Consider the following 12,891-nt stretch of genomic DNA (forward strand, 5'->3'; position numbering starts at 1 on the left):
GGTTGTAGCCGTCCGTCGCGACGGGCGTCGATTCACGCAGCAAGCCGATCATGGTGGCGGTCGACGCCGGCGACAGACCGCCGACACCGTCGAGGAGTCGCGTGTAATAGGCAACCAACTCCGACGCACTGGTCATGGTGTTCCACCACAGTCCGTCCCACGGGGGGCTCGTCGCGGTGAGACCGTAGCGCTCGGTCACGCGAGTGATGATGTTGTTCCCGCCGTAGCGGTTCCACAGAGTGTTCGCTGCACCGTCGTCCGAGGACCGAAGCATCGTCGTCATGGCCTCGAAGACGTCCTGGTCGACCGGAACCTGTGCAATCTCTGCGCCCCGAAGGATGTCGTCGGCGATGAACAGTTTTGAGATCGATGCGGTCTCGACCTGCTCGGTGTCACCGCTGGCGAAGTAGGCGCCGGTTTGCCGGTCCATCATCGCAAAGCTCATCTGGGCGCCGCGTTCGGCTGCCGACGCGACGCCTTCCGGGATCCGCAGCGGCAGGCCCATGTCGTCGACGACGTCCATGTCCGGGAAGGGGGATTCGGTGGTCGTGGGATTTGCGGCGACGGGAGAATCCTCTGGGACGCTGCATCCCGTGAACACAATGGTGACGGCACTGAGCAAGGCCGCTACCGAAACGGCCAGGACGCGCATCGGCCTGGACATTTCGAGTTCTCCCACGCTGGTCCGGCGAACAACGTGTCCCACAGTAGCGGTAGGGTCGGGCGCCGTGACGATTGCTCTGAAAACTGTGAACAAGCGCATAGCCGAAGAACTCGACGTTCGCGAAGGCCAAGTTGCTGCTGCCGTCGATCTGCTGGACAGCGGTTCCACCGTCCCGTTCATCGCGCGGTATCGCAAGGAAGTCACCGGCATGCTCGACGACGCCCAGCTGCGACAGCTCGACGAGCGGCTGAGGTACCTCCGCGAACTCGACGAACGACGTGACGCCGTCATCGAATCCATTCGCTCGCAGGGCAAGTTGGAACCTGCCCTGGAACAGTCGCTGATGCTCGCCGAAACCAAGGCCCGCGTCGAGGACATCTACCTGCCGTTCAAACCCAAGCGTCGTACCAAGGCTCAGATCGCCCGGGAAGCAGGCCACGAGCCGGTCGCCGACGCCTTGATCTCCGATCCGACGGCGGACCCGACTTCGTTCGACACGGAGCAGCTCGACGGTGCGCGGGCCATTCTCGTCGAACGTTTCGCCGAGGATCCCGACCTGGTTGGCGAGCTTCGCGAACTCATGTGGACCCGCGGGCAACTGACGTCGACCGTCCGCAAGGGCAAGGAGGACGAGGGCGCCAAATTCGCCGACTACTTCGAGTTCTCCGAGCCGTTCACCTCGCTGCCGTCGCACCGTATCCTCGCTGCGTTCCGTGGAGAGAAAGAAGACATCCTTTCGCTCGGGCTCGAACCCGAGCGAGAGGAAACACCTCCGGGGGTTCCGACGGTGTACGAGGGCCGAATCGCGACGAAGTTTTCCATCGCGGACCGGGGTCGGCCCGCCGATCGCTGGCTGCTCGACACCGTGCGCTGGGCGTGGCGCACCAAGCTCATCGTCACCCTCGCAATCGACGTCCGCATGCGACTGCGTCAGTCCGCCGAAAAAGACGCGGTCGACGTGTTCGCGTCGAATCTGAAGGACCTGCTGTTGGCCGCACCGGCCGGTAATCGCACGACGATGGGTCTCGACCCCGGGTTCCGCACGGGGACCAAGGTGGCCGTCGTCGATGCCACCGGCAAGGTCGTCGACTACGACACGATCTATCCACACAAGCCGCAGGGAAAATGGGACCAGGCACTCGCCACACTGGCTGGGCTCGCGGCCAAGCACTCGGTGCAGCTCATCGCCATCGGCAACGGCACCGCGTCTCGCGAAACCGATTCCCTGGCAGCAGAATTGATAGCACGGTATCCCGCAGCCGGTCTTACCAAGATCGTCGTCTCGGAGGCCGGTGCATCGGTCTACTCGGCGTCGGCCTACGCGTCGAACGAGCTGCCCGAGCTCGACGTATCCATCCGTGGTGCAGTGTCGATCGCCCGCCGGCTGCAGGACCCGCTAGCCGAACTGGTCAAGATCGACCCGAAGTCCATCGGTGTCGGCCAGTATCAGCACGACATCTCCGAATCGTTGCTCGCCCGCAGTCTGGGCGCAGTCGTCGAAGACGCAGTCAACGCGGTCGGGGTCGACGTCAACACCGCGTCGGTACCTCTGCTCTCGAGGGTGTCCGGCATCGCCGGGTCGCTCGCGGAAAGCATCGTGTCGCATCGAGACCAACACGGTCCGTTCAGCAGTCGCACCAAGCTCAAGGATGTCGCGCGGCTGGGTCCCAAGGCATTCGAGCAGTGCGCAGGCTTCCTGCGAATTTCGGGAGGTGACGATCCACTCGACCGTTCGAGTGTGCATCCGGAGGCCTACCCGGTTGTGCGACGCATCGTCGACGCGGCAGGCGTCGGCGTTCGAGAGGTCATCGGAAACGGTTCGCTGCTCCGGAGCCTCGACCCGCAGAAGTTCGCCGACGACCGTTTCGGACTCCCGACCGTCACCGACATCATCGCAGAACTCGAAAAGCCCGGGCGCGACCCGCGTCCCGAGTTCAAGACGGCAACATTCGCTGCGGGAATCGAGAAGGTTGCCGACTTGAAACCGGGCATGACTCTCGAGGGTGTCGTCACCAACGTTGCAGCCTTCGGTGCATTCGTCGATGTCGGCGTTCATCAGGACGGCCTCGTTCACGTCTCGGCTCTGTCGCACAACTTCGTCAAAGATCCCCGCGAGGTGGTCAAGTCGGGCGACGTGGTGAAGGTGAAGGTCATGGAAGTCGACATTCCGCGTCAGCGAATCGGCCTCAGCATGCGTCTGGACGACGAACCGGGCGCGGGCGGCAAGGACAAGCCCCGCGGCGGCTCGTCGTCGGGCCCTCGGGGCGACTCGGGCGGTAGCCCGCGAACCGGAGGTCAGGAGCGACGCCAGCAGAGTCCGCGCCGTGAGAACCGAGGCAGCGGCGGAGCTCGACCCGCGAGCGCGCCCGCCGGAGGTTCGATGGCCGACGCGCTCCGAAAGGCAGGGTTCGGCAAGTAACGTCGTTCTGCCGCGGCCGACGTGCCGCGGCGGAAGGGGGGCAGGCCGGTGAAGTGGTTGGACGACGACATCGTCTCGCATGGACGCCTGCCCCTGCTGTGTTTCCTCCTGGGATTCGTCGCGGGCTTTCTTCTCATCAGGTTCAGCGTGAGAATGATTCGAGCGCAGGTGAAGTGGTGGCCGGGAAACATCACTCCGGGCGGGCAACACGTTCACCACGTCGTGTTCGGGATCGTGCTCATGCTGGTGTGCGGCATCACACTCATCGCCGTGTACGAAGACGCGACAAGGGAGACCGCCGCTGTTCTGGCGGCGCTGTTCGGCATCGGTGCTGCCCTCGTACTCGACGAGTTCGCGCTGGTGTTCTATCTCGAAGACGTCTACTGGTCCGAACAGGGACGGACGTCCGTGGACGCGGTGTTCGTCGCCGTTGCGGGAACCGGACTGCTGCTCCTGGGCATGCACCCGTTGGAACTCTTCGACGTCACCGACATTCGTCGAGCGCCGGATCCACTGGCGCGCGCGGGATTCGTGGCCTTGGCGCTGCTCCACCTGGGCCTGTGTGCACTCGTCCTTCTCAAGGGCAAGATATGGACCGGGCTCGCCGGACTGTTCTTCGGCCCCATTCTGCTCGTGGGGGCAGTTCGGCTCAGCCGACCGGGAGCTCCCTGGGCGAGGTGGCGATACACCGCACGGCCCAGAAAAATGGACCGCGCGCTGCGCCGGGAGCGAACCATCAGGCGCCCGGCGATCCGGGCCAAGATCTACGTGCAAGATCTCGTTGCCGGCAAGCCGAGCGTCGAACACGCCGTCGCCGCGACCGAGGACGAATTGAACAGAACCGTGCTGGCCGCACCGGCGCCTGCGGAGTGATGGCGACGGTCCGATTTCGCAACCAGGTGTCCGGTCTGGCACAATGGTGGGGTTGCCTGTACCAGGCACAGACCTAATCGGAGTACGAACCAGCCGAGTTTCACAGCTGTATCCACTCGACAAGCTGTATCCAATCGATACAGCTGTGGCGCCGCTCGGTTCCTCTACTCGTGCGAAGAACGCAAGGATGGCCCTACCGATGAACACTCTGGACTTCTTGGACAAGCAGTCGCTTCGCAGCGACATTCCTGATTTCCGCCCCGGCGACACGCTCAACGTGCACGTCAAGGTTATCGAAGGCTCGAAAGAGCGCGTACAGATCTTCAAGGGCGTCGTCATTCGTCGCCAGGGTGGCGGAGTTCGCGAGACCTTCACCGTCCGCAAGGTCTCGTTCGGCGTCGGCGTCGAGCGTACGTTCCCCGTCCACAGCCCGAACATCGCGCAGGTCGAGGTCCTCACCCGTGGTGACGTTCGTCGCGCGAAGCTCTACTATCTCCGCGACCTCCGTGGCAAGGCCGCGAAGATCAAGGAAAAGCGCTGAGCGAAAGCAGGTAGCACCGACAACAACGCCGCACTGCCCACGGGGTGGTGCGGCGTTGTTGCGTTCCACGCTGGGGGAGCACTTCGGCACGGCAGGGAAGACGCGCTGTCCGTCGGACTCTCGGAGTACAGCTAATCTGGTGCGGTGTCAGATTCCCCGCAGGATCCTTCCGGCCGATCCGACTCGCTCGGCGAGGATCCGAAAGCCACTCGCCGCGAGAGAAAGCCCCGTTCGTTCTGGCGTGAACTGCCGATCCTGATCCTCGTCGCGTTGGTGCTGAGCTTTCTACTGCAGACGTTCATCGCCCGCGTCTACCTGATTCCGTCCGAATCGATGGAACCGACGCTGCACGGCTGCAACGGATGCACAGGCGACCGGATCGTGGTCGAAAAGATCGGCTACCGCTTCGGGGAACCGCAACCCGGCGACGTCGTCGTGTTCCGCGGCCCGGACTCGTGGAACTCCGCCTTCGTTTCCACCCGCTCGTCCAACCCCGTCAAGCGTGGGGCGCAGGAAATCGGATCGCTCATCGGCGTCGTCGCACCCGACGAGAACGACCTCGTGAAGCGCGTCATCGCCACCGGTGGGCAGACGGTGGAGTGCTGCGACGAACAGGGGCGAGTACTCGTGGACGGCAAGCCGCTCGACGAGCCGTACGTGACGATGGACTTTCCGTTCACCCCCGACGCACTGACATGCGAGACCGAGCTGAAATCGGGCCGCTGCTTCTCGGCGGTCACGGTTCCGGAAGGCCACCTCTGGGTGATGGGCGACAACCGCAGCAATTCCGCCGACTCACGATTCCACGTGTCGGACGAGCTGATGGGAACAGTCCCGGTCGACAACGTCATCGGGAAAGCATTCCTCATTGCTCTTCCGCCGTCACGATGGAGCACACTGGACTCGCCGGATATCCAAGGAAATTGAGCTGAACCGTAGACCGATGCCGAGAACGAGTACCAGCCGCTCGCGTGGGCGTCCGCCGTGGCCACCGCGCCCGGTGATCCGTCGATCGTCCGGTCTGAGAACCATGGAGTCGGCGCTCGAGCGCAACGGCCTCGGCCCCGTCGCCGGCGTCGACGAGGCGGGGCGAGGCGCGTGTGCAGGCCCCCTGACGGTCGCCGCGTGCATTCTCGGCCCGAAGCCGTATACGTCGTTGGCCGATCTGGACGACTCGAAGAAACTGACCGAGAAGCGTCGCGAGCAACTGTTCCCGAAGATCCAGAAACTTGCCGTTGCGTGGAGTGTGGTGTTCATCGAGGCCGAAGAGATCGACCGTATCGGTGTGCACGTGGCCAACATCGAAGGAATGCGGCGGGCGGTCGCTGGTCTCGGCACCGTCCCGGGGTATGTATTGACGGACGGCTTTCGTGTACCCGGTCTGCCTGCACCTTCTCTGCCGGTTATCGGAGGCGACGCCACGGCCGCGTGCATCGCCGCGGCCAGCGTGTTGGCCAAGGTGTCCAGGGACCGCGTCATGGTCGATATGGACGGGCGCATCCCCGGATACGGATTCGCCGTCCACAAGGGCTACAGCACCCGAGCCCACGCCGCCGCCATGCTCGAGTTGGGCCCGTGCGCCGAGCATCGCATGTCCTACGCCAACGTGTCCGCGGCGAAGATCGGTGCGGACGCCGCCGCTTCCGGGGCGGACGCCGAAGGGCCCGGGGATGGTCAGGAAGTAGGAGAGATGGACGCGGTGGCATCCCTGCTGGGGCGGATGGACCGCGACGACCGCAGTGCGCGATGATTGTCGTTCACGCCAGTAGAGATGAGGATGAGTAGAAACCGATGAGTGCCGAGGATCTCGAAAAGTACGAAACCGAGATGGAACTCTCGCTGTACCGGGAGTACCGGGACATCGTCGGTCAATTCAACTACGTCGTCGAGACCGAGCGACGGTTCTATCTCGCCAACTCCGTCGAGCTCATTCCGCACAATGCCGACGGCGAAATCTACTTCGAGCTACGAATGTCCGATTCCTGGGTGTGGGACATGTACCGTCCGGCACGATTCGTCAAGCATGTTCGCGTGATCACGTTCAAGGACGTCAACATCGAAGAGTTGGAAAAGCCCGACCTCCGGCTGCCGGAGTAGTTGCCTCCCATGTCTCCGACGCTATGGCTGCTGTCGATCGCTGCCGTCGTCTATCTGGTCGGCCGCCGGCGTTCACGTCGGAAGCTCATCGTGTGTGCTCAGCTGATCGGCGCCGGCGCGATCTGTCTCGTCATCGGTCAGGTGCTGTGGGCCATCGTTCGGCAATGAGATGTCCGGCGCCGACTCGAACACTCGAACTTGAAGTGGCACAAGCTGATTCGAACAACGGAATTCAATTCACCGCGCCCCGAAGAGAGTATTGAAACTTGCACATTCCTGTGGATTTCGCCTTTTCTTTGTTTTGGGTTCTGCGCAGTGGTAGAAAAGTATTCAACATACATTTTCCTTCACTGTTAGAGGTTCGGACATGGCACGTAAGACTCTCGTCCAAATGATCGATGATGTCGACGGATCTGTTATCAAAGAAGGGCAGGGCGAAACCATCGAATTCGCCATCGGCGGCACTCAGTACCGGATCGACCTGAACCTGAAGCACGCGAACGAATTGCACGAGCAGTTGGCGTTCTGGATCGAGCACGCAGAAAAGGTGTCGGGTCGGCGACCGCGTAAATCGGCATCGAGCGCGGCGCGGGGCAAGACCGATCTGCAAGACATACGTACGTGGGCCCGCGAAAACGGATACGACGTGTCTGCCCGCGGCCGGATCAGTTCGGATGTGCAGGCGGCGTACGAGGCTGCGCACTAGCTTCACTCTTCCTTCTTCGATGCCCCTGCCCGGTTGGGTGGGGGCATCGCTCGTTTGTCGGTGTTCGCTCGGCTCGGCCTTGTTCGGGTTGGTTTTCTCGGCGGTCATCGTCTTGGCCGCGTGTGCACAGGGGTACGACAGAGTGGCCCTCCGGTTCACTCCTAGCGGGGGGGTTGTGCACAGGTTGGGGGTGTATCCGCCGTCTGTCCACAGGGGTTTTCTCGACGTGGGTTCGGTGTCGGTGTGTGTTCCGGGGGTGGTGCATCGTCGGGTTTCGGTTCGGCAGTGGGCGGACCGATGAGCACAGGGGGAGACGATGTCTAATTCGAAGTTGGGAGCGCGCGGGGAAGCTCTTGCGGCGCTGCATCTGGTCGACAGCGGCATGGAAGTGGTCGACCGTAATTGGCGGACGCGATACGGGGAGCTCGACATTGTGGCACGGGACGGCGATGTCATGGTTTTCGTCGAGGTCAAGACCCGGTCGGGGCTCAGGTACGGAACGCCTGCGGAATCGGTGACGTATTCCAAGCAGGCGCGTATTCGGCGGTTGGCGTTGGCCTGGCTCGAAGAGCGAGGGAGCCCTTGGGTGCGGTTGCGATTCGATGTGGTTGCGATCGTGATGACCCGGGACGGCGATCCGGTGGTCTCGCATCTGCGTGGGGTGTTCTGATGGCGTTGGGGCGGGCGTTTTCGGTGGCTGTGAACGGTGTCGACGGTCAGGTGGTGGAAATCGAGGCCGACATCGGGCGTGGCCTCCCTGGTGTGCATCTCGTGGGTCTCCCGGACACGGCGTTGAACGAGTCCCGGGATCGGGTCAAAGCGGCGGTGACCAATTCCGGTAACAGCTGGCCTGATTCGCGGGTGATTCTCGCGCTCTCGCCTGCGACGTTGCCCAAAGTGGGCTCAGTCTACGACCTGGCGTTGGCATTGTCGGTTCTCGACGCGGCGAAACAGATTCCGCGACGCTCGTTGGAGAAGACGGTATTTCTGGGGGAGTTGGCGCTCGACGGGCGGCTTCGTGGGGTGCGTGGTGTGCTGCCGGGGGTGTTGGCGATCAAGCGTGCCGGGTGGGGCCGTGTGGTCGTGCCGATGTCGGCGTTGGCCGAGGCCGGTCTGGTCGACGGTGTCGACGTTCTGGGGGCGGCGTCACTGAAGGAGGTGGTTGCTTGGCTGCGCGGCGAGGCGTCTTTGGCGCATCCATCTCCTGCCGATGTCCAGGAGGAGTCGCCGTATCCGGATATGAGTGAGGTGGTGGGTCAGCCGGAGGCGCGGTGGGCGTTGGAGGTGGCCGCTGCGGGGGCGCACCACATCATGTTGACGGGACCGCCGGGTATCGGTAAAACGATGCTGGCGCAGCGTCTTCCGGGAATTCTGCCACCGTTGACGGATGCGGAGGCGCTGGAGGTGACGGCAATTCATTCGGTGGCGGGCATGCTGACCGGTGATCGGCCGCTGATTTCTTCTCCGCCGTTCATTGCTCCGCATCACTCGACGACGGTGAGTGCGTTGGTCGGCGGCGGCACGGGAATGGCAAAACCGGGAGCGGTCAGTCGCGCGCACAGAGGAGTTCTGTTTCTCGACGAATGCGCGGAGATGGGGCTGAAGACGCTCGAGGCGTTACGAACTCCGCTCGAAGACGGCGAAATTCGCATCGCCCGCCGCGACGGCGTGGCGCGCTATCCTGCGCGGTTTCAGCTCATCCTCGCAGCCAATCCCTGTCCGTGCGCGCCGGCGAGAAACGCCGACTGCGTCTGTGCGCCGACAGTTCGCAGGAAATACCTCGGCAAATTGTCCGGTCCGCTTCTCGACCGGGTCGATCTGCGCATCGCCATGCATTCCGTTGCTACGGGTGCGCTGACGGACGAGGTGGGCGAAACCACCGCCCAGGTACGGGCGCGGGTCACCGGCGCACGCGATGCTGCCGCGCAGCGATGGCGTGAGCACGGATGGCGGACCAATGCGGAGGTGCCGGGTCCCGCTCTTCGGCAAAAATTTCGACTCCCCAACAAGGCTCTGCGTCCCCTCGAACGTGCACTGCGCACGGGCTCGCTGACGGCCAGGGGCGCGGACCGGGCGTTGCGGGTGTCGTGGACACTCACCGACCTCGCGGGCGGCGACTCGCCGGGTCTCGACGAAGTCGGTGCCGCACTGGACTTCAGAGACAAGGGGATGCAATGACAGCGCACGATCCGAGACATCTTGCATGGGCATATCTGTCCCGTGTCGCTCAGGGGCCGCATCGAGCGTTGTCCGACTTCGCATGTCAGGCCGGGCCCGAGGAAGCACGCAAGGCCGTGCAACGTGGGGCGCTCGGTGAACGACTGCAGGTTCGCTCACATATCGATACGGCAGCAGCCGATCTCGACCTGGTTGCATCCCTCGGGGGCCGGCTCGCCACGCCAGACGACGAGGACTGGCCGATGTGGCGTTTCCTCGCTTTCGACGGGGCAGGCATGCCGGAAGGGGTGGATCACTGTGCCCCCAGTGCACTTTGGGTACTCGGCCGCACACCCGTGGCGGACTTGGTGAGCCGCGCTGTCGCCATTGTCGGGACCCGCGCTGCAAGCGCGTACGGCGAACACGTGACGGCCGAGATCGCTGGTGATCTCGCGGTCGACGGCTGGACGATAGTGTCCGGCGCGGCATTCGGTATCGACGCCGCCGCACACCGCGCCGCGCTCGGAGTCGGCGGCACAACCGCAGCCGTGCTCGCATGTGGCGTCGACCGCGCATACCCCTCCGGTCACTCGCGGCTGCTGCAACGTATCGCCGACAGCGGCGCAGTGATCAGCGAATACGCACCGGGAACGACCCCGGCGAAACACCGCTTTCTCTCCCGTAACCGGGTGGTGGCAGCCTTCGGGTCCGCGGTCGTGGTGGTCGAGGCGGGGTGGCGCAGCGGAGCAAGGAACACCGCGGCGTGGGCACACAAACTCGGCAGACCCGTCCTCGCGGTACCGGGACCGGTGACGTCCGCGTCGTCCAAGGGATGCCACCGCATGATTCGTGAGGGCGAGGCTCGGCTGGTCGCCGACGCCCACGACGTCGTCGCAGAGTCCGGTCCGGCGGAGGACATCGGTGAAGGGCGACCGTCGATGTTCAGGGACATCGACGCACTGAGCGACAACGCACTTCTCGTGTACGAGGCGCTACCGGCATCGGGCACACGATCGCCTCGGGAATTGTCCGAGCTGTCTTCGCTACCGATTACGAAGGTTCGGTCGGTGCTTCCGCTCCTCGAGCTGGAGGGATTCGTCGGGAGCGACGAAACGGGCTGGTTCAGGTCGGTGTCGCCGTGACCGAGCTGTCAAGCGGTGCCGACCGACCGGCTACTCTGGTTAGGCAACGCTTAGTCGCGTATTACCTGCAACAGTAGAAACAGCTCCGAAAGGCTGAACCACGTGGCTCGAAACAAGACGACACTGACCGTTTTGCGTACCGAAGAACTGACGCCGCACATGCAACGCGTGTACCTGGGCGGACCGGGTTTCGACGACTTCGAGCCCGTGGACTTCACCGATTCGTACGTGAAGCTGGCCTTCGGCCCACCGGACGACGAGATCAAGCGGACCTACACCATTCGGTCGGTAGACCTCGCAGCACGGGAGATCTCGATCGATTTCGTCGTGCACGGTGACGAGGGAGTCGCCGGCCCGTGGGCTGCGAACGCCAAAGTCGGCGACACGATCGGTCTCTACGGCCCGAACGGCGCCTACAAGCCGCGCCCCGACGCCGATTGGCACCTGTTCGCAGGGGACGAATCCGCGATCCCCGCCATCAGCGCCGCCGTCGAGGCACTACCCGAGGACGCCATCGCCAAGGTGTTCATCGAGGTGGCGGACCGCAAAGACGAGATCTACATGGAGACGCTGGCCGTCGTCGATGTCACCTGGATTCACCGCGGCGCCGGATCCGACGAGGTCGGCGACGACAAGGCAGGGGACCATGCTCCGCTGATCGCAGCTGTCCGCGACACCGAATGGCTACCCGGACAGGCTCAGGTGTTCATCCACGGAGAAGCGCAGGCCGTCATGCACAACCTGCGGGGCTACGTCCGCAAGGAACGCGGGGTCTGCGCCGAGTGGGCGTCCATCTCGGGCTACTGGCGTCGCGGCCGCACCGAGGAGACGTTCCGCGCCTGGAAGCGCGAACTGGCCGAAGCCGAAGCAGTCGTGGGCGCATGACGAACACGCGTCGACCGGCGCGTCTGTTTGCCCCGTGAGCTGCGGACGACGAAGCTGACGCCATGTCCGGCTCCTCCGCGCACGCGAACCCGCTGCCTCCGACTCTGCAGGTTCACCTCGAAGACTTCACCGAGCACTTGACGCTGGGACGGGCGAGGTCGAGCAACACTGTGCGCGCCTACACCCGGGACGCGGAATCCTTGCTCCGTCACCTTCTCGTCGCAGGCGGGTCGGACCGACTGAACGATCTCGACCTCCGAGTCCTGCGGTCGTGGTTGGCAGGGCAGGCCCGCGTCGGCTCGGCCAGATCGTCGATGGCGCGCCGTACGTCGTCGGCGCGCGCTTTCACGGCCTGGCTCACCAGGACCGGTCGCATCAGCCGAGACCCTGCGTTGCGCTTGGCCGCACCGTCGTCACGCTCGGCGCTGCCGTCGGTGCTAAAGCAGAGCCAGGCGGCCGAGGCGATGACCTGGGCGGAAGCGGGCGCGCGGGAGCTCGACCCCGTTGCCGTTCGAGATCGGCTGATAGTAGAACTGTTGTACGCAACAGGGATTCGCGTCGGTGAACTGTGCGGCCTCGATTGCGCCGACGTCGACGCCGAGCGGAGAATCGTGCGCGTGCTGGGCAAAGGCGACAAGCAGAGATCCGCTCCGTACGGCGACCCCGCGTCTCGGGCACTGCAGGTGTGGCTGAAGGACGGGCGCCCGCAACTATCCACCGAGAAGTCCGGCGCTGCGCTCCTCCTCGGCCGCCGAGGTGGTCGACTCGACCCACGCCAGGCGCGAACCGCGGTCCATGAGGTTCTCGAGTCGGTGCCGGGTGCGCCGGACATGGGTCCGCACGGTCTCCGTCACTCTGCCGCCACCCACCTGCTCGAAGGTGGTGCGGATCTGCGAGTGGTTCAAGAGTTGCTCGGTCACTCGTCGCTCGCCACCACGCAGATCTACACACACGTGTCGGTCGACCGTCTGCGAGCCGTGCACGATCGGGCGCATCCGCGGGCGTGACCCAGACCACCTCTGCGATCCGAACCGTTTGGTAGCGTCGTGCAAAACAAACCGCACGTGAAGTAACCTCGTCGTCGAGTGTTACGAAGTTCGATTCGGCACAAACCGGATACGGGGGGACCGTGGACCGCGAGCAACCGCAAGGCACGTCGGCCGCATGGTCGATTCGTGCCCGAGCCGAGTCCGGTCGTCGGCCAGGTCCGAGAACCACGCCGGTCGAGCCCGTCGGACCAACGTCCGAGACATCGTTTGCAAACGGGGGAGTGTCCATGAGCGGTGAACGGCAATCGCCGCCCTGGCAGACGCCTCGGCCCGCCGACCGACAACCACCCTCGCGCTACACCCCTCCGCCCGAGCCGGCCGGTGCCTCGCGCGGTGGCGAATGGACCCCGCCCTGGGC

Annotated in this window: 13 protein-coding genes and 1 pseudogene; 13 read left to right on the top strand and 1 reads right to left on the bottom strand. The window is 64.4% G+C overall.

The window, feature by feature from the left end; translation table 11 throughout:
* On the bottom strand, positions 1 to 664 hold a 664-nt coding region (locus tag WBQ44_RS05175), incomplete at its 3' end, for a serine hydrolase (protein ID WP_495565665.1).
* A 64-nt stretch (positions 665 to 728) separates the two neighbouring features.
* Here WBQ44_RS05175 and WBQ44_RS05180 point away from each other — a divergent pair.
* From WBQ44_RS05180 to WBQ44_RS05240, 13 genes and pseudogenes are all read left to right on the top strand, one after another.
* Positions 729 to 3,083: a Tex family protein gene (locus WBQ44_RS05180; protein WP_495565666.1), complete on the top strand. Its 2,355-nt coding sequence runs from the start codon at positions 729 to 731 to the stop codon at positions 3,081 to 3,083.
* A gap of 48 nt (positions 3,084 to 3,131) precedes the next feature.
* Positions 3,132 to 4,026 (top strand): annotated as a pseudogene (locus WBQ44_RS05185) (hypothetical protein); the annotation flags it as partial.
* Positions 4,027 to 4,155: 129 nt separating this feature from the next.
* Positions 4,156 to 4,497 (top strand): 50S ribosomal protein L19, encoded by a 342-nt coding sequence (rplS, locus tag WBQ44_RS05190; RefSeq protein ID WP_121114366.1) that lies wholly within the window; start codon positions 4,156 to 4,158, stop codon positions 4,495 to 4,497.
* A 144-nt stretch (positions 4,498 to 4,641) separates the two neighbouring features.
* On the top strand, positions 4,642 to 5,424 hold the full coding sequence (gene lepB / locus WBQ44_RS05195) for a signal peptidase I (protein WP_495565667.1): 783 nt from the start codon (positions 4,642 to 4,644) through the stop codon (positions 5,422 to 5,424).
* Positions 5,425 to 5,440: 16 nt separating this feature from the next.
* A complete protein-coding gene (locus WBQ44_RS05200) occupies positions 5,441 to 6,247 on the top strand; it encodes a ribonuclease HII (protein WP_495565668.1) in 807 nt (268 codons plus the stop codon).
* 41 nt (positions 6,248 to 6,288) lie between these two features.
* Positions 6,289 to 6,594 (top strand): DUF2469 domain-containing protein, encoded by a 306-nt coding sequence (locus WBQ44_RS05205; protein ID WP_068375452.1) that lies wholly within the window; start codon positions 6,289 to 6,291, stop codon positions 6,592 to 6,594.
* 9 nt (positions 6,595 to 6,603) lie between these two features.
* The gene (locus WBQ44_RS05210; protein WP_495565669.1) at positions 6,604 to 6,762 is read left to right on the top strand and encodes a hypothetical protein; all 159 of its coding nucleotides are present in this window, start codon (positions 6,604 to 6,606) and stop codon (positions 6,760 to 6,762) included.
* A 199-nt stretch (positions 6,763 to 6,961) separates the two neighbouring features.
* Complete coding sequence (locus WBQ44_RS05215; protein WP_495565670.1) at positions 6,962 to 7,300, top strand: histone-like nucleoid-structuring protein Lsr2; 339 nt, start codon at positions 6,962 to 6,964, stop codon at positions 7,298 to 7,300.
* Positions 7,301 to 7,616: 316 nt separating this feature from the next.
* Positions 7,617 to 7,970 carry a YraN family protein gene (locus WBQ44_RS05220; protein WP_495565671.1) on the top strand — a complete coding sequence of 118 codons (354 nt, stop codon included), beginning with the start codon at positions 7,617 to 7,619 and terminating at the stop codon, positions 7,968 to 7,970.
* On the top strand, positions 7,970 to 9,478 hold the full coding sequence (locus WBQ44_RS05225; protein ID WP_495565672.1) for a YifB family Mg chelatase-like AAA ATPase: 1,509 nt from the start codon (positions 7,970 to 7,972) through the stop codon (positions 9,476 to 9,478). Before WBQ44_RS05220 ends, WBQ44_RS05225 begins: the two co-directional genes overlap by 1 nt.
* Positions 9,475 to 10,599, top strand: a complete 1,125-nt coding sequence (gene dprA, locus WBQ44_RS05230) for a DNA-processing protein DprA (protein WP_495565673.1) — start codon at positions 9,475 to 9,477, stop codon at positions 10,597 to 10,599. The genes WBQ44_RS05225 and dprA overlap by 4 nt, the downstream gene beginning before the upstream one ends.
* Positions 10,600 to 10,701: 102 nt before the next feature.
* Complete coding sequence (locus WBQ44_RS05235; RefSeq protein WP_495565674.1) at positions 10,702 to 11,484, top strand: siderophore-interacting protein; 783 nt, start codon at positions 10,702 to 10,704, stop codon at positions 11,482 to 11,484.
* Between the two features lie 62 nt (positions 11,485 to 11,546).
* Complete coding sequence (locus WBQ44_RS05240; RefSeq protein WP_495565675.1) at positions 11,547 to 12,491, top strand: tyrosine recombinase XerC; 945 nt, start codon at positions 11,547 to 11,549, stop codon at positions 12,489 to 12,491.
* Positions 12,492 to 12,891: the final 400 nt, after the last annotated feature.

The organism is Rhodococcus sp. (in: high G+C Gram-positive bacteria), assembly GCF_049591685.1.
Lineage (GTDB): Bacteria > Actinomycetota > Actinomycetes > Mycobacteriales > Mycobacteriaceae > Rhodococcoides.